Origin of the sequence: Amycolatopsis sp. lyj-109 (genome assembly GCF_046548995.1) — a bacterium.
In the GTDB taxonomy this organism is placed as follows: domain Bacteria; phylum Actinomycetota; class Actinomycetes; order Mycobacteriales; family Pseudonocardiaceae; genus Amycolatopsis.
The window spans coordinates 317,642-332,362 of the sequence record NZ_JAJPWR010000008.1; the positions used below are offsets into that span (position 1 = coordinate 317,642).

Here is a 14,721-nt window from a genome sequence, read left to right on the forward strand (position 1 = left end):
ATGCCGCTCCGTTTGCCCGGTGGCGGGCCCCGGATCAGCGTCGACAACGACCGGTGCGAGCTCTACGGCATCTGCGCCATGGAGGCGCCGGACGTGTTCGACCTCGGCCAGGACGGCCGCTTGCGCTTCATCAAGCGGCTGCTGGACGAAGACACCTTGGAACAGGCGAAGCAGGCCGCCCGCTGCTGCCCGATGCAGGCGGTCGTGATGAGAGGGGACCTCGATGGCTGACGGCGACCGGATCGTCATCGTCGGTGCGGGCGTCGCCGGGCTGCGCGCCGCGGAACGCCTGCGGGAACAGAAGTTCGACGGCGAAATCGTGCTCATCGGCGACGAGGCCCGGCGGCCCTACCACCGGCCGATGGTCTCCAAGGCGCTGGTGATGGGGACCGAACGGCCCAGCGACGTGGGCCTTTCGCACTACTTGCCGGACCTCGACGTCCACTGGCGGCTCGGTGCGCGGGTCACGCACCTCGACACCACCGAGCGGGTCGTGCACCTGCCCGGCGGCGAGTCCCTCTGGTACGACGGCCTGATCGCCGCGACCGGCGTCTACCCGCGGCACCTGCCCGGGGCCCCGCGGCATGACCCGCGGGTGCGGATCCTGCGCACGGTCGAGGACTCGATGGCGGTGCGGCGCTGCCTCAACGCCAGCAAGAAGCCGGCCGTCGTGATCGGCGCCGGCCTGATCGGCAACGAGTTCGCCGCGAGCATGCGGCACATCGGCCGGGACGTCACCCTGATCGGGCACGCGAAGGCGCCGCTGCACCGCTTCGGCGACCGCGTCTCCAGCGGCATCGTCGAGGCACACCACGAGCACCGCGCGAACCTGGCGATGCGGAGCGAAGTCCGGCACTGGATCAGCACGAAGGACACCGTCGGGCTGCACCTGACGAACAACCAGCTGCTGGTCGCCGCCGTCGTCGTGCTCGCCATCGGCAGCGTCCCGTCGGTGGACTGGATGCGCGGCTCCGGCCTCGACATCAGCGACGGCGTCCTCTGCGACTCCAAGCTGTTCGCCGAAGGCGCCTCCGACGTCGTCATCGCGGGCGACATCGCGCGCTGGCCGAACCTGCGCTTCGACGAGACCCCGCGGCGGGTCGAGCACTGGATCAACGCCGTCGAATCGGCCCGGCACGCGGCGGACAACCTGCTGATGGGCCACTCCAGCGCCATCCCGTTCACCCCGCTCCCCCGCGCCTGGTCGACGCTGTACGACACGCGCCTGCAGATGTGCGGGATGCCGTCGCTGGCCGAGGACACCGTGTCCCTGGCCGACGGCATCACCGGCTTCGTCCGCGACGGGCAGCTCGTCGGCATCTCCTGCTGGGACAAGCCGCGGGCGATGCTCGACTGGATGGCCGAGCTCAACCGGCGGCTGCCCGCCCCGGACTACGTGCCCGAGCCGGAACCCGCGCCCGCCGCGGAGGTCCCGGTGGTCGAGCCGTCGCTCGCCGGCCTGGCGGCCGAGGTGCCGCCGGAGTTCGAAAGCGGGTTCGACGCGCAGGCCTTCGAGCGCGAGTTCGAGAGCGAGTTCGCCAACGACATCCCGACGACGGCGTTCCCCGCCCAGTCGCTGTCGGCCCAGTCCCCGCCCACGACGGCAATTCAGGCGCAGTCGCTGCCCGCGGCGGCGCTGCCGACCATGGCCATCCCGATGGGGAGGTAGAGAAGCCGGGGCGGGGCTGCGCGCGGCGGCCTCCGTCCCTTGTCGGCCACCACACCCCCTCCGCGGCTGGGTGGTGTGGTGGCCGGCCCAAAACGTCCCCCTGCCCGCCTCGCGTTCGTGGTGATGCGAGCGTCCGGCGGGCCAGGAGAAGGTCATCCCGAGGGAACCCGACGCCCCCGGGGTGACCTTCTTCCGGCACACCGGGCGGGGCCCGGGGTCGAGCGCCGCGGCGGGTCACTCCGCCTCGGCGCACGGGTCGTGGAGATCGTTCCGGTGGACGGGTATGCCGCCGGAAGGGGCGCCACGGTCTTGTAGCACCGGTGCACGGCCGTCCCGGGGGCACGGGAACCCCCGGGACGGCTCCACTGTCGCTTGTGGACAATCCCAGCCTCGTGTCGTCTCCCCAATCACGCGTGTCGTCTCCCCAATCACGCGTGTCGTCTCCCCAATCACGGGTGATGCCCCTTCAATCACGCGAGATCCGGCTTCGAGCACGCGGGATGCCGTGCGCGAACGGTCGACACGCGTGCCTGAAGGGTCGACACGCGTGTCTGGAGAGTCGACACGAAGGCCTCCGCCTCACCTCGTCCCCTGTGGCAGGATCCAGGGGTGACCAGCACCTCCTCGGCGCAGTACCTGCGCGACCTCGCGCTGCTGCGCCGCGTCCGCGACCGGATCGACCGGGAGTACGCCCAGCCGCTCGACGTCGAGGCGCTGGCCCGTGGCGTGAACATGTCGGCCGGGCACCTCAGCCGGCAGTTCCGGCGGGCGTACGGAGAGTCACCGTATTCGTACCTGATGACGCGGCGGATCGAACGGGCGATGGCCCTGCTGCGGACCGGCGAGCTGAGCGTCACCGAGGTCTGCTTCACCGTCGGTTTCTCGTCGCTCGGCACCTTCAGCACCCGGTTCGCCGAGCTGGTCGGGATGCCTCCGAGCGTCTACCGCGAACAGCAGGCCGAGGCCACTGTCGGGATGCCGCCGTGCGTCGCCAAGCAGGTCACCAGACCGATCAGGAATCGAGAAGCGCGGCCCTCGACGGCCACCTAGGGTGACCACCATGGACGTCACCATTCACTCGAGCTTCCTCCCCCACACCGATCCGGAAGCTTCGCTCGCCTTCTACCGCGACCTCCTCGGCTTCGAGGTCCGCCAGAACGTCAAGTACGGCGACCTGCAGTGGATCACCGTCGGACCGCCGAACCAGCCGGACACCGCGATCGTGCTGTCCCCGGTGTCCGCGACGCCGGGCCTGACCGACGACGAGCGCCGCATGATCGCCGAGATGATGGCCAAGGGCACCTACGCCTCGGTCAACCTGGCCACCGAGGACCTCGACGCCCTCTTCGCCAAGCTCGAGGCGGGCAACGCCGAAGTCGTCCAGGAGCCGGTCGAGCAGCCCTACGGCATCCGCGACTGCTCGTTCCGCGACCCGGCCGGCAACCTCCTGCGCATCCAGGAGCTGCGCTGACCACGACGCACGGCTACCGCCAAGTCCTGCGCGACCGGCGGATCGCCGGGCTCCTGCTGGGGGACCTGCTGGCCGGAGTCGGCACCGGCATGCTGCTGGTCGCCATGCCCGTCCAGACGCTCTCCCTCCACGGCGGCGTCCCGAAGGCGATCGCCATCGGGCTCGTGGAAGCCGCGCCGTTCGTCCTGTCCACCGTGCTGGCCCTGGCCATCGGCCTCGGCCGGGTGCGGGTGCCGCCGCGCACGCTGCTCGTCGCCGACTGCGTGCTGCGCTCGCTGACCTTCGCCGTCCTCGGCGTCCTGGCCGTCACCGGCCGGCTCACCCTGCCGGTGCTGGTCGCCGGGCTCCTCTTCGGCGCGACGTTCCGGCTGGCCGGGTCGAGCAGCCGCCGCCTGCTGGCGACGTCGGCCGCGGGCGAGGCCGGGCGGTTCTCGGTCAACGGCCTGCTGGGCCTGAACACGACGTTCGCGCTCTACATCGCCGGGCCGGTGCTGGGCGGGGTCGTCGTGGCGACCGCCGGCGCGGGCTTCGCGCTCTTCGTCGACGCGGTCGGAGCGCTGATCCTGCTGGCCGCCACGCTCGCCTGTGTTCCCCGCGGAACCGAGAGCCGTGACGCCCTGCGCGACGGCGGCACCCACGAGTCGGGCTGGCGGATCCTGCGCCGCCGTCCGGTCGCCGCGCGGCTGCTGGTGGTCGAGTTCTTCTTCAACTTCCTGTACATGCCGGTCGAAGTGGCGCTCCCGCTGTACGTGGGCGGGTCGCTGCACGCCGACGCGTCCGGTCTGGGGCTGCTGTGGGGTGCGCTCGGGGTCGGTGCGTTCCTCGGTTCCGCGCTCGTCAGCCGGCTGCGGAACCTGCCGCAGCAGCCACTGCTCGTCGCCATCATCGGCCTGTGGGCGCTGTGCCCGATCGCGCTCGCCGTCACCGGCGACCTGACCGTGGCCCTGCTCGTCTTCGGCCTCGGCGGCCTGGTGTACGCGCCGTTCACGCCGGTCGCGTACAGCTTCCTGCAGTCCGGGCTCGCTCCCGGGGAACAGCAGCAGGTCGTCACGCTCTGGACGACCGGCGCGACCGTGGCCGCCCCGCTGGGGCTGGCCCTGGGCGGGCCCCTGATCGAATTGACCGGCAGCACCGGCGGGCTGGCGCTGTCCGGGGTGCTGACCCTCCTGCTGCTCCCGATCGCGGCCTGTGTCATCCGGGGCTCCGCCCCGGGCCGGGGGCTCCGCCACCCGGAACCCCCGAAAAGCGACCTGTGTCATCCGGGGCTCCGCCCGGGCCGGGGGCTCCGCCACCCGGAACCCCCGAAAAGCGACCTGTGTCATCCGGGGCTCCGCCCGGGCCGGGGGCTCCGCCACCCGGAACCCCCGAAAAGCGACCGGGCGGTGCTCGGCCGCACACCGGAAAGGGAACCGACATGTGCCTGAGCCTCGCCGTCGCCGCGCGAAAGCACTTCGGCGAATTGATCCTGCTGCGCCGCGTCCGCGACCGCATCGACCGCGAATGCGCGCGGCCGTTCGACGTCGAAACGCTGGCGCACAGCGTGGATATGCCCGTCGCGCAGTTCGTCCGCCGATTCCGGGAGGCTTACGGCCTTTCCCCGCACGATTACCGGCGGGCCGCCGAGGCCGTCAGGAATCGAGAAGCCCGGGCCGCGCGGCCGGCAGTAGCGTGATTCCCGTGCGCCGCCCATTCACCCCGAAAGCTGGAGAACCCCGATGAGCAAGCCCACGAGGAAGAACGCACCGCACGTGGCCGACAGCCACGACCTGATCCGCGTCCACGGCGCGCGCGTCAACAACCTCAAGGACGTCAGCGTCGAGCTGCCCAAGCGGCGGCTGACGGTGTTCACCGGGGTCTCCGGCTCCGGCAAGAGCTCCCTGGTGTTCAGCACGATCGCCGCCGAGTCGCAGCGGCTGATCAACGAGACCTACAGCACCTTCGTGCAGGGCTTCATGCCGACGCTGGCGAGACCGGACGTCGACGTGCTCGACGGGATCACCACCGCGATCATCGTCGACCAGGAGCGGATGGGCGCCAACCCGCACTCCACGGTCGGCACCGCCACCGACGCGAACGCGATGCTGCGCATCCTCTTCAGCCGGCTCGGGCAGCCGCACATCGGCTCGCCACAGGCGTTTTCGTTCAACGTCGCCTCGATCAGCGGCGCCGGTGCGGTCACCATCGAAAAGGGCGGCCGGCAGATCAAGGAGCGGCGCAGCTTCAGCATCACCGGCGGCATGTGCCCGCGCTGCGAGGGCCGCGGCAAGGTCAACGACATCGACCTCACCGCGCTGTTCGACGAGAACAAGTCGCTCAACGAGGGCGCGATCACGATCCCGGGCTACAGCATGGAGGGCTGGTACGGCCGCATCTTCCGCGGCTCCGGCTTCTTCGACCCGGACAAGCCGATCAAGAAGTACACGAAGAAGCAGTTCGCCGACCTGGTGTACAAGGAACCGACGAAGATCAAGGTCGAGGGCATCAACCTGACCTACTCGGGGCTCGTCCCGGCGATCCAGAAGTCCTTCCTGTCCAAGGACGTCGACGCGATGCAGCCGCACATCCGCGCGTTCGTCGAGCGGGCGGTGACGTTCCAGACCTGCCCGGACTGCGCGGGTACGCGGCTGTCGGCGGAGGCGCGGTCGTCGAAGATCGACGGGATCAGTATCGCCGACGCCTGCGCCATGCAGATCAGCGACCTCGCCGCGTGGGTGGGGAAGCTGTCCGAGCCGTCCGTGGCGCCGCTGCTGGACGCGCTGAAGCACACCCTCGACTCGTTCGCCGAGATCGGGCTCGGCTACCTCTCCCTGGACCGTCCATCCGGGACGCTTTCCGGCGGGGAAGCCCAGCGCACCAAGATGATCCGCCACCTCGGGTCGTCGCTCACCGACGTCACCTACGTCTTCGACGAGCCGACGATCGGGCTGCACCCGCACGACATCCGGCGCATGAACGACCTGCTGCTGCAGCTGCGCGACAAGGGCAACACGGTGCTGGTCGTGGAGCACAAGCCGGAGGCGATCGCGATCGCCGACCACGTCGTCGACCTCGGCCCGCGGGCCGGCACCGAGGGTGGCGAGATCGTCTTCGAGGGCACTGTGGACGGTCTGCGGTCCAGTGGCACGCTGACCGGGCGGCACCTGGACGACCGGGCGTCGCTGAAGTCGTCGGTGCGCTCGCCGTCGGGCGTCCTGGAGGTGCGCGGGGCGGCCACGCACAACCTGCAGGACGTCGACGTCGACATCCCGCTCGGCGTGCTGGTGGTCGTCACCGGGGTGGCGGGGTCGGGCAAGAGCTCGCTGATCCACGGCTCGGTGTCCGGCGGGGAGGGCGTGGTGACGGTCGACCAGACGGGGATCCGCGGCTCGCGCCGGAGCAACCCGGCGACGTACACGGGCCTGCTGGAGCCGATCCGCAAGGCGTTCGCCAAGGCCAACGGCGTCAAGCCGGCCCTGTTCAGCGCCAACTCCGAAGGGGCGTGCCCGAACTGCAACGGCGCCGGCGTCATCTACACGGACCTGGGGATCATGGCCGGTACGGCGACGCCGTGCGAGGTCTGCGAGGGCAAGCGGTTCAACGCCGACGTGCTGGAGTACACCTTCGGCGGCCGCGACATCAGCGAGGTGCTCGGGATGCCGGTGACCGAGGCCCAGGCGTTCTTCGCGTCCGGTGACGCCGCGCTGCCGGCGGCGCACAAGATCCTCACGCACCTGGCCGACGTCGGCCTCGGTTACCTGACGCTCGGCCAGCCGCTGACGACGCTGTCCGGCGGCGAGCGGCAGCGGATCAAGCTGGCCACGCACATGGCGGAGCAGGGCGGGGTGTACGTCCTCGACGAGCCGACGGCGGGCCTGCACCTGGCCGACGTCGAGCAGCTGCTGGGCCTGCTGGACCGGCTGGTGGACGCGGGCAAGTCGGTGATCGTCATCGAGCACCACCAGGCGGTAATGGCCCACGCGGACTGGATCATCGACCTCGGCCCGGGCGCCGGCCACGACGGCGGCCGGATCGTCTTCGAGGGCACGCCGGCGCAGCTGGTGAAGTCACGGAAGAAGACGCTGACGGGCAAGCACCTCGCGGAGTACATCGCCTGACGCCCGTCCCGACCGGTCGTGAGTGGTAATTCGGGTTCTAACCCTAATTACCACTCACGACGAGCCGCGGCAGACATGGGAAGCCGGTGCGCGTATACCAGCGTGGGCGGTAGGGCTGGCCCCCGCACAGCGCCTGGGGCGCACAGGGTTCCGGTGCCCGCCCCGGGCGCGAAGACTCGGGTGGGTGACCACCACCGAGAACCAGGTCGGCAGCGACTTCGCCCGGCTGAGCCACCGCATCTCCGCCGCCGGCCTGATGGAACGCCGTCCCGGCTACTACACCGCCCGGATCGCCGTCGTGACCGGGTTGTTCGCCGCCGGGTGGGTGGCCTTCGCGCTGCTCGGGAACTCGTGGTGGCAGCTCGCCGTCGCGGCCTTCATGGCGGTGCTGTTCGGGCAGATCGCGTTGCTCTCGCACGATCTCGCGCACAAACAGGTGTTCCGGCGACGGCGGCCCACCGAAATCGCCGGCCTGCTCGCCGGGAACCTCGGGATCGGGATGAGCTACGGCTGGTGGATGGACAAGCACACCCGCCACCACGCCAACCCGAACCACGAGGAGCTCGACCCCGACGTCGATCCGGACATCCTCGTCTGGTCGAAGGACCAGGCGCGCGCCAGCCGCGGTGTCCCCCGGTTCATCGGGCGGTACCAGGCGTTCCTCTTCTTCCCGCTGCTCACCCTCGAAGGGCTGAACCTGCACTGGTCCGGCGTCCGCGCGGTCCGCAAGCCGGGGCTGCGCCGCCGTGGCCTGGAAGCCGCCTTGCTCGCCGCGCACTTCGTCGGCTACCTCAGCGCGCTGTTCACCGTGCTCAGTCCCGGCATGGCGGTGCTGTTCTTCGCCGTCCACCAGGGACTGTGGGGTGTCTACATGGGATCGATCTTCGCGCCGAACCACAAGGGCATGCCGACGCTGACCGGGCGCACCGAGCTCGACTTCCTCCGCAAGCAGGTGCTCACCTCGCGCAACGTCCGCGGTGGCGTCGGCACCGACGTCGCCCTCGGCGGCCTCAACTACCAGATCGAGCACCACCTGTTCCCGAGCATGCCGTCGCCGCACCTGCGGCGGGCGCAGCCGATCGTCCAGGCCTACTGCGCCGAGCTGGGCATCCCGTACCTGGAGACGAGCCTGGTCGAGTCCTACCGGCAGGCCCTCACCCACCTGCATGAAGCTGGGGCCCCTCTCAGGAACCGTTCGTAGACTCGATCCCATGAGGAAGACGATCGCGTCTCTGCGCGACCTGCCGGCGGCGTTCGGAGCGAAGGCGACCGGCGCCCGGGCCGAGCGGGTCCGCTCCTCGCCGCAGTTCGACGGCAAGGTGTTCCGCAACGCGGCGCCGCGGCATCCGATGACCGCGGCCTCGATGCGGACCATCTTCCGCGAGATGTTCTTCGGCGAGCACCGTGAGCTGCGCAAACCCGCCGGCGCGGTGCCGCTGGTGGCGACGGCGCCGGTCGAGTCGGCCGACGGCCTGCACCTGACCTGGTACGGCCACGCTTCGACGCTGGTCGAGCTCGACGGCGCCCGCGTGCTGCTCGACCCGGTCTGGAGCGACCGGGTCTCCCCCGCGGCGTTCGCCGGCCCGCGGCGGCTGCACGAGCCGCCGGTGCCGCTGTCGGCCCTCGGCCGGATCGACGCCGTGGTGATCTCGCACGACCACTACGACCACCTCGACCTGGCGACGGTCCGCGCGCTGGTGACATCGTCTCAGGCGCCCTTCCTCGTCCCGCTCGGCGTCGGCGCGCACCTGGAGCGCTGGCACGTCCCGGCCGACCGGATCATCGAGCTGGACTGGCACGAAGAGGCGACGGTGGCGGGTGTCCGCTTCGTCGCGACCCCGGCCCAGCACTTCTCCGGCCGCGGCATCACGAACGACGACACGCTGTGGACGTCGTGGGCGCTGCTGGGCCCGGAGCACCGGGTGTTCTACAGCGGCGACACGGGCTACTTCGACGGGTTCGCGGCGATCGGCGCGGAGCACGGCCCGTTCGACGCGGCCCTGATCCAGATCGGCGCGTACGCCCCGCTCTGGCCGGACATCCACATGACGCCGGAGGAAGGCGTCGCGGCGGGCCTCGACGTCCGGGCGAAGCTGCTGGTCCCGGTGCACTGGGCGACGTTCCAGCTGGCGATGCACCCGTGGGGCGAGCCGGCCGACCGCGTGTGGAGCGAGGCGAAGGAGGCCGACCTCCCGCTGGCGATCCCCCGCCCGGGTGAGCGCATCGACGCGGCCGAGCCGCCCGCGGTGGACGGCTGGTGGCAGGCGTTGTGACCGGCGAGCACGAGCGGTACGCGCGTTACCTGCTCGAGTTCGCGAACGTCTCCGACGACGACGAGCCGGCGCTGGTCCGCGCGGTGCTCACCGCCCCGGACCGGGTGATGGCGGAGTCGGCGGTCGCGCGCCACCTCGACCTGCGCGCGGCAGCCCTGCTGACCGGCCCCGGCTTCCCGGCGTGGGCGGCCCGGATCGGCGCGCTGGTGGCGGACCACCGCTTCCCGGCCCGGCGGCTGCGGGAGTGGGTGCTGCTGCACGCGATCACGCGCGACGAGGGCTGGCGGGAGAGTGAGCTGACGAGTGCGTCCGACTGGCTGCAGCGACGGGCGTGCGCCGAGCCCGCGGCCCCGGCCGCGCTCGCGGTGCTGGCCGAACAGGGCCGCACCCGCCGGGTGCGGGCGGCGGCCCTTCGAGCCCGGGAGGCGTTGTGAAGCTGAAGCTGGACCTGCACGACGTCTACAACCGCGGCGGCGAGATCGACCGGGCCCTGCGGGCGATCATCGACGAGGCCGTCGCCAAGAAGGCGCCGCTGGTCGAGATCATCCCCGGCAAGGGTTCGGGTCAGCTGAAGAAGCACGTCCTGCGGTTCCTCGAGCGCAAGGACGTCAAGGCCCTGTACCACCGGGTCGAGAAGGACAAGGACAACTTCGGCCGGGTGTTCGTGCACTTCCGCTGGAAGTGATCAGAACCGGCTGTCGTGGCGGGCTTGCGACCACGCCCGGTCCCAGGCCGCCGCGTGGAAGCGGGTCACCACGAACCTGGCGAAGAAGTACAAACCCGCCAGCGCGCCGGTGATCGCCGCCCACAGCAGGATCGCCGCGAACACGCCGTCCGCCGCCGAGGTCGACGCCGAGAGCGGCTCGCCCGCCAGCTCGCCGCGCTGGTCCAGCCAGATCGATACGCGGGTGCCCGCCGGGCTGCCCGGGTCGGCCAGGACGTCGCCGGTGTGGCGGGTGCCGCGGGCGTCGAACCAGGCTGCCGGGACCGTGGTCTGGGCGGCCGGGGCGCCCGCGCCGTCGGTGCTGTAGGGCTGACCGGACGCCGCCGCGAGGGAGACCGCCGTCGCCGGGTGGCGGGTGGTGCGCTCCTGCGCCGCGCGGGCCGTCTGCGCCGCGTACGTCTCGGAGCCGAACGCCGCCGCGAACGGGATCGCGAGCAGCGCGCCGGCCACGGCCAGGAGCAGCAGGAGAGCTTCGACGCGGTCACCGGCCCGGGCCACGGGGTTGCGGCCGGGGCGTAGCCGGCGCCCGAACCGGGCGATCCGTCCGCTGGGCCCACGCATGCGCGACTCACTCCTCCCGGGAAGGTGTCTTCTCGGTAACAGTGTGCGCGCCGGGACTCGGCTTTCTCTCGTCAATGGGATGCGGCCCACCTGTGAACCCGTGCACAACCACCCGGTCGCGCCAACGCAGCGCGATCGGCGGCCACGCATCGTCACCTGATTCCGGCCGCCCCACGGGCAATCCGGCCGGCTTCACCGTCGCGAATGACCCATTCGCGACGTCGGAGGGTGCTGTTGGCTTATTCGGGCGGGTGTGCTGAGGCCGGCTCGGTGGCGAGGGATCGCCCGGACCGGCCAACTCGCCACCCGGACCGGCCAACTCGCCCGGGTTCTCCGGCGTGTTGGCCGTTGCAGCCGCTGAGTTGGCCGCTCCGGTCGGCGAGTTGGCCGCTCCGGTGGGCACGAACCCGAATTCGCCAACAGCATCGTCGGAGGTCCCGAATGAGTCATTCGCGACGTCCGGGCCGGGGCGGTTACAGCCAGTCGTCGGGGCGGGGCCAGGGCAGCATGGCCGCGAGCACGTCCCGGGCCGGCTCGGTGACCGCGTACTGACCGCGGTGGAACAGCAGCGGGCGAACTTCCGACGGCGCGCCCAGCGCCGTCACCCGGCCGATCACGACGTAGTGGTCGCCCGCCTCGTGCACGGCTTCCAGCGAACAGTCGATCCAGGTCAGCGCACCGTCGAGCAGCGGCGCTCCGGACGGCGCGGGCGTCCAGCCGACCCGGGCGAACTTGTCCTCCCCGCGGGCGCCGAACACGGCGCTGACCTCCTGCTGGTCCTCGGCCAGCACGTTGACCGCGAACCGGCCGGCCGCGGCGAGCACCGGCCACGTCCGCGACGTCCGGCTCGGGCAGAACAGCACCAGCGGCGGGTCCAGCGACAGCGCCGCGAACGACTGGCAGGCGAACCCGGCGAGGGTGTCGCCGTCGCGGCCGGTGATGACCGTGACACCGGTGCAGAAGTGCCCGAGCACGCTGCGGAACTCGGTCTGGTCGACCGCCACGGACGTCATGCGCCCGGGGGCCGCGCGCCGACCGAGAAGTCGTGGCCCCACAGCGACACCGCGGTGCTCTCGCGGGCGATCCAGTTGTCGTCGTCGACCTGTCGGCCTTCGCAGCCGAACTCGACGTCGAAACCACCCGGGGTCTTCATGTAGAACGACAGCATCAGGTCGTTGACGTGCCGGCCGAGGGTGGCCGACATCGGCACCTTCCGCCGGATCGCGCGGTCGAGGCACAGGCCGACGTCGTCGGTGTTCTCCACCTCGACCATCAGGTGCACGATCCCGCTCGGCGTCGGCATCGGCAGGAACGCCAGGCTGTGGTGGCGCGGGTTGCAGCCGAAGAACCGCAGCCACGCGGGCGGCCCGTCCGCGGGGCGCCCGACCATTTGCGGTGGCAGGCGCATCGAATCGCGCAGCCGGAAGCCGAGGACGTCGCGGTAGAACCGCAGCGACGCTTCGTCGTCCTTTGTGGACAAAACGACGTGGCCGAGCCCCTGCTCGCCGGTGACGAACTTGTGGCCGTACGGGCTCACCACGCGCCGGTGCTGCAACGCGACGCCGTGGAACACCTCCTGGGTGTTGCCCGACGGGTCGTCGAAGCTGATCAGCTCGTCGACGCGGCGGTCGGCCAGCTCGTCCGGCGTGCCCTCCTTGTAGGGCACCGACGCGGCGTCCAACCGCGACCGCAGCTCGGCCAGCTCCGCCGCGTGGGCGACCTCCCAGCCGGTGACCGCGAGACGGTCCGCGGCACCGGGGGAGACGACCAGCCGCGCCGGGAAGTCGTCCATGCGCAGGTAGAGCGCGTCCGGGTGGGTGCCGCTGCCTTCCACCATGCCGAGCACCTTGAGCCCGTACTCGCGCCACGCGGCCATGTCGGTGGCTTCGATGCGGAGGTAGCCCAGTGACCGGATGCCCATCAGGAACTCCCGAGGAAGTCGAGGGCCAGCCGGTTGAACTCGTCGAACTTCTCCAGCTGGGCCCAGTGCCCGCAGCCGCCGAACACGTGCAGCTGCGCGCGCGGAATCGTCTTGAGCGCCACCAGCGCCCCGTCCAGGGGGTTGACGCGGTCCTCGCGTCCCCAGATCAGCAGGACCCGCTGGCGCAGGCGGTGGGCTTCGCGCCAGAGCATGCCCTCTTCGTAGGTGTCCGGCTGCGCGAACGACATCCCCATGGCCCGCATCGCGGCCAGGGACTCCGGGGTGTTCGCGGCGGCGAAGCGTTCGTCGATCAGCTCGTCGGTGATCAGCGCCTGGTCGTGGACCATGATCCGCAGGAAGGCCTCCATGCGTTCGCGCGACGGCTTGGCCGCGAACCGCCCGAGGTTCTTGACGCCCTCGGTCGGATCGGGCGCGAACAGGTTGACGCTCAGCCCGCCCGGCCCCATCAGCACCAGCCGCCCGGCCCGCTTCCCGTGGTTCAGCGCGAGCCGCACCGCCGCGCCCCCGCCGAGGGAGTTGCCGACGAAGTGGGCGCGCTCGATGCCCAGTGCGTCCATCAGGCCGGCGACGGCGTCCGCGCTGTGCCGGAAGTACTGCGGGTGCTCGGCCGGCTTGTCCGACCGCCCGAAGCCGGGCTGGTCGAGCGCGATCGTCCGGTAGTGCTTGGCGAACTCCGGCAGGTTGCGCCCGAAGTTGCTCCACGCCGACGCGCCGGGCCCGCCGCCGTGCAGCAGGATCACCGTCTCGGCGTGTTCCGCACCGGCCTCGTGGTAGTGCAGGTTCAGCGAGCCCGCCTGGACGTACTTGCCTTCGGGCGCGGCCATCAGTACATCGAGTTCTCGACGGGGAGCCCGAAGGCGCCGGTGCCGAACATGACGTACGCGCGCTCGGCGTCGTTGGCCGCGTGCACCCGGCCGCCGTGCGCGTCACGCCAGAAGCGCTGGATCGGCGTGCCACGCTGGATGGCCCGGCCGCCGGAGTTCTCGAACAGCCGGTCGATCGCGGCGATCGCGCGTTCCGTGCCGCGCACCTGGTCGCGCCGGACGCGCAGCCGCAGGTCCACGGGCAGCCGTTCCTCGCGCTTGGCGAGTTCGTACAGCTCCTCGATGTTGCGCGTCAGCTGCAGCCAGGCAGCATCGATCTCACTGGCCGCCTCGGCGATCCGCACCTTGGCGAACGGGTCCTCTTTGGACTGCTCACCGGCGTACGCGGCCCGGACGCGCTTGCGCTGGTGCTCGACGTGCGCGTCGTAGGCACCCTGGGCCATGCCGATGATCGGCGCGGTGATCGTGGTCGGGTGCACCGAACCGTACGGGAGGCGGTACAGCGGGCCCGGATTGACCGCCTGGCCCGGCACCCGGCACTTCGACGTCGCGATGAAGCTCAGCGCCCGGTGCTGCGGCACGAAGACGTCCTCGACGACGATGTCGTTCGAACCGGTGCCGCGCAGGCCGATCGTGTCCCAGACGTCCACGATGGAGTAGTCGGCGATCGGCAGCAGGTAACTGCAGAAGTCGACCGGCTTGCCGTCCTTGAACGCGGGTCCCCCGAGCAGCACCCACGTGCAGTGGTCACAGCCGGAGGAGAAGCTCCACCGGCCCGAAAGCCGGTAGCCGCCTTCGACGACCTCGGCCTTGCCCATCGGCGCGTACGACGAGGAAATCCGCACGTCCTGGTCCTCGCCCCACACCTCCTGCTGCGCCTGCGCGTCGAACAGGGCCACGTGCCACGGGTGGACGCCGAGGATGGAGGCGACCCAGCCGGTGGACCCGCACGCGCTCGCGATCAGCTTGACCGCGGTGTAGAAGCTCACCGGGTCGGCTTCGAGGCCCCCGTGGAGCTTCGGCTGCAGCAGCTTGAAGAACCCGGTCTCCTGCAGGGCCTTGACGGACTCCTCGGGGACGCGGCGCGCGTCCTCGGTGTCCTGGGCCCGTTCCCGCAGGACCGGCAGGAGGTCCCGGACCCCGGCGATCACCTGCTCGCTCAT

General features: G+C 71.2%; 16 protein-coding genes. 11 read left to right on the forward strand and 5 right to left on the reverse strand.

Features of this window, described 5'->3' with window-relative positions; genetic code table 11:
• The 11 genes from ACLJQF_RS20545 to ACLJQF_RS20595 all read left to right on the forward strand — a co-directional run bounded on the left by ACLJQF_RS20545 (position 1) and on the right by ACLJQF_RS20595 (position 10,192).
• Positions 1–231 carry a ferredoxin gene (locus ACLJQF_RS20545; protein ID WP_410610760.1) on the forward strand — a complete coding sequence of 77 codons (231 nt, stop codon included), beginning with the start codon at positions 1–3 and terminating at the stop codon, positions 229–231.
• Positions 224–1,669, forward strand: coding sequence for an NAD(P)/FAD-dependent oxidoreductase (locus tag ACLJQF_RS20550; RefSeq protein WP_410610761.1), 1,446 nt, complete (start codon positions 224–226; stop codon positions 1,667–1,669). Before ACLJQF_RS20545 ends, ACLJQF_RS20550 begins: the two co-directional genes overlap by 8 nt.
• Before the next feature lie 609 nt (positions 1,670–2,278).
• The gene (locus ACLJQF_RS20555; protein WP_410610762.1) at positions 2,279–2,719 is read left to right on the forward strand and encodes a helix-turn-helix transcriptional regulator; all 441 of its coding nucleotides are present in this window, start codon (positions 2,279–2,281) and stop codon (positions 2,717–2,719) included.
• A gap of 10 nt (positions 2,720–2,729) precedes the next feature.
• Entirely contained in the window at positions 2,730–3,140 is a 411-nt protein-coding gene (locus ACLJQF_RS20560; protein ID WP_410610763.1) for a VOC family protein, read from the forward strand.
• 65 nt (positions 3,141–3,205) lie between these two features.
• Positions 3,206–4,564 carry an MFS transporter gene (locus ACLJQF_RS20565; RefSeq protein WP_410610901.1) on the forward strand — a complete coding sequence of 453 codons (1,359 nt, stop codon included), beginning with the start codon at positions 3,206–3,208 and terminating at the stop codon, positions 4,562–4,564.
• Positions 4,555–4,812 carry an AraC family transcriptional regulator gene (locus ACLJQF_RS20570; protein WP_410610765.1) on the forward strand — a complete coding sequence of 86 codons (258 nt, stop codon included), beginning with the start codon at positions 4,555–4,557 and terminating at the stop codon, positions 4,810–4,812. Before ACLJQF_RS20565 ends, ACLJQF_RS20570 begins: the two co-directional genes overlap by 10 nt.
• A 43-nt stretch (positions 4,813–4,855) precedes the next feature.
• Positions 4,856–7,234, forward strand: coding sequence for an ATP-binding cassette domain-containing protein (locus tag ACLJQF_RS20575; protein ID WP_410610766.1), 2,379 nt, complete (start codon positions 4,856–4,858; stop codon positions 7,232–7,234).
• Between the two features lie 184 nt (positions 7,235–7,418).
• Positions 7,419–8,435: a fatty acid desaturase family protein gene (locus tag ACLJQF_RS20580; protein ID WP_410610767.1), complete on the forward strand. Its 1,017-nt coding sequence runs from the start codon at positions 7,419–7,421 to the stop codon at positions 8,433–8,435.
• 10 nt (positions 8,436–8,445) lie between these two features.
• Positions 8,446–9,507 (forward strand): MBL fold metallo-hydrolase, encoded by a 1,062-nt coding sequence (locus ACLJQF_RS20585; protein ID WP_410610768.1) that lies wholly within the window; start codon positions 8,446–8,448, stop codon positions 9,505–9,507.
• Entirely contained in the window at positions 9,492–9,941 is a 450-nt protein-coding gene (locus ACLJQF_RS20590) for a hypothetical protein (protein ID WP_410610770.1), read from the forward strand. The genes ACLJQF_RS20585 and ACLJQF_RS20590 overlap by 16 nt, the downstream gene beginning before the upstream one ends.
• Entirely contained in the window at positions 9,938–10,192 is a 255-nt protein-coding gene (locus ACLJQF_RS20595) for a Smr/MutS family protein (protein ID WP_013224398.1), read from the forward strand. Before ACLJQF_RS20590 ends, ACLJQF_RS20595 begins: the two co-directional genes overlap by 4 nt.
• On the opposite strand, the gene ACLJQF_RS20600 is transcribed toward ACLJQF_RS20595, so the two are convergent.
• The 5 genes from ACLJQF_RS20600 to hsaA all read right to left on the reverse strand — a co-directional run bounded on the left by ACLJQF_RS20600 (position 10,193) and on the right by hsaA (position 14,721).
• Positions 10,193–10,792, reverse strand: coding sequence for a hypothetical protein (locus ACLJQF_RS20600; protein ID WP_410610771.1), 600 nt, complete (start codon positions 10,790–10,792; stop codon positions 10,193–10,195).
• Between the two features lie 473 nt (positions 10,793–11,265).
• A complete protein-coding gene (gene hsaB, locus ACLJQF_RS20605) occupies positions 11,266–11,805 on the reverse strand; it encodes a 3-hydroxy-9,10-secoandrosta-1,3,5(10)-triene-9,17-dione monooxygenase reductase subunit (protein ID WP_410610773.1) in 540 nt (179 codons plus the stop codon).
• A complete protein-coding gene (gene hsaC / locus ACLJQF_RS20610; RefSeq protein ID WP_410610774.1) occupies positions 11,802–12,713 on the reverse strand; it encodes an iron-dependent extradiol dioxygenase HsaC in 912 nt (303 codons plus the stop codon). The genes hsaB and hsaC overlap by 4 nt, the downstream gene beginning before the upstream one ends.
• On the reverse strand, positions 12,713–13,558 hold the full coding sequence (gene hsaD, locus ACLJQF_RS20615; protein WP_410610776.1) for a 4,5:9,10-diseco-3-hydroxy-5,9,17-trioxoandrosta-1(10),2-diene-4-oate hydrolase: 846 nt from the start codon (positions 13,556–13,558) through the stop codon (positions 12,713–12,715). Before hsaD ends, hsaC begins: the two co-directional genes overlap by 1 nt.
• Entirely contained in the window at positions 13,558–14,721 is a 1,164-nt protein-coding gene (gene hsaA, locus ACLJQF_RS20620; RefSeq protein ID WP_410610778.1) for a 3-hydroxy-9,10-secoandrosta-1,3,5(10)-triene-9,17-dione monooxygenase oxygenase subunit, read from the reverse strand. The genes hsaD and hsaA overlap by 1 nt, the downstream gene beginning before the upstream one ends.

What these genes read in the sequence shown, in the direction of transcription:
- hsaA (WP_410610778.1), bottom strand. Translation starts at nt 14,721, where the DNA reads ATGAGCGAGCAGGTGATCGCCGGGGTCCGGGACCTCCTGCCGGTCCTG.
- hsaC (WP_410610774.1), bottom strand. Translation starts at nt 12,713, where the DNA reads ATGGGCATCCGGTCACTGGGCTACCTCCGCATCGAAGCCACCGACATG.
- hsaB (WP_410610773.1), bottom strand. Translation starts at nt 11,805, where the DNA reads ATGACGTCCGTGGCGGTCGACCAGACCGAGTTCCGCAGCGTGCTCGGG.
- ACLJQF_RS20560 (WP_410610763.1), top strand. Translation starts at nt 2,730, where the DNA reads ATGGACGTCACCATTCACTCGAGCTTCCTCCCCCACACCGATCCGGAA.
- ACLJQF_RS20570 (WP_410610765.1), top strand. Translation starts at nt 4,555, where the DNA reads ATGTGCCTGAGCCTCGCCGTCGCCGCGCGAAAGCACTTCGGCGAATTG.
- ACLJQF_RS20600 (WP_410610771.1), bottom strand. Translation starts at nt 10,792, where the DNA reads ATGCGTGGGCCCAGCGGACGGATCGCCCGGTTCGGGCGCCGGCTACGC.
- ACLJQF_RS20545 (WP_410610760.1), top strand. Translation starts at nt 1, where the DNA reads ATGCCGCTCCGTTTGCCCGGTGGCGGGCCCCGGATCAGCGTCGACAAC.
- ACLJQF_RS20575 (WP_410610766.1), top strand. Translation starts at nt 4,856, where the DNA reads ATGAGCAAGCCCACGAGGAAGAACGCACCGCACGTGGCCGACAGCCAC.
- ACLJQF_RS20550 (WP_410610761.1), top strand. Translation starts at nt 224, where the DNA reads ATGGCTGACGGCGACCGGATCGTCATCGTCGGTGCGGGCGTCGCCGGG.
- ACLJQF_RS20585 (WP_410610768.1), top strand. Translation starts at nt 8,446, where the DNA reads ATGAGGAAGACGATCGCGTCTCTGCGCGACCTGCCGGCGGCGTTCGGA.
- hsaD (WP_410610776.1), bottom strand. Translation starts at nt 13,558, where the DNA reads ATGGCCGCGCCCGAAGGCAAGTACGTCCAGGCGGGCTCGCTGAACCTG.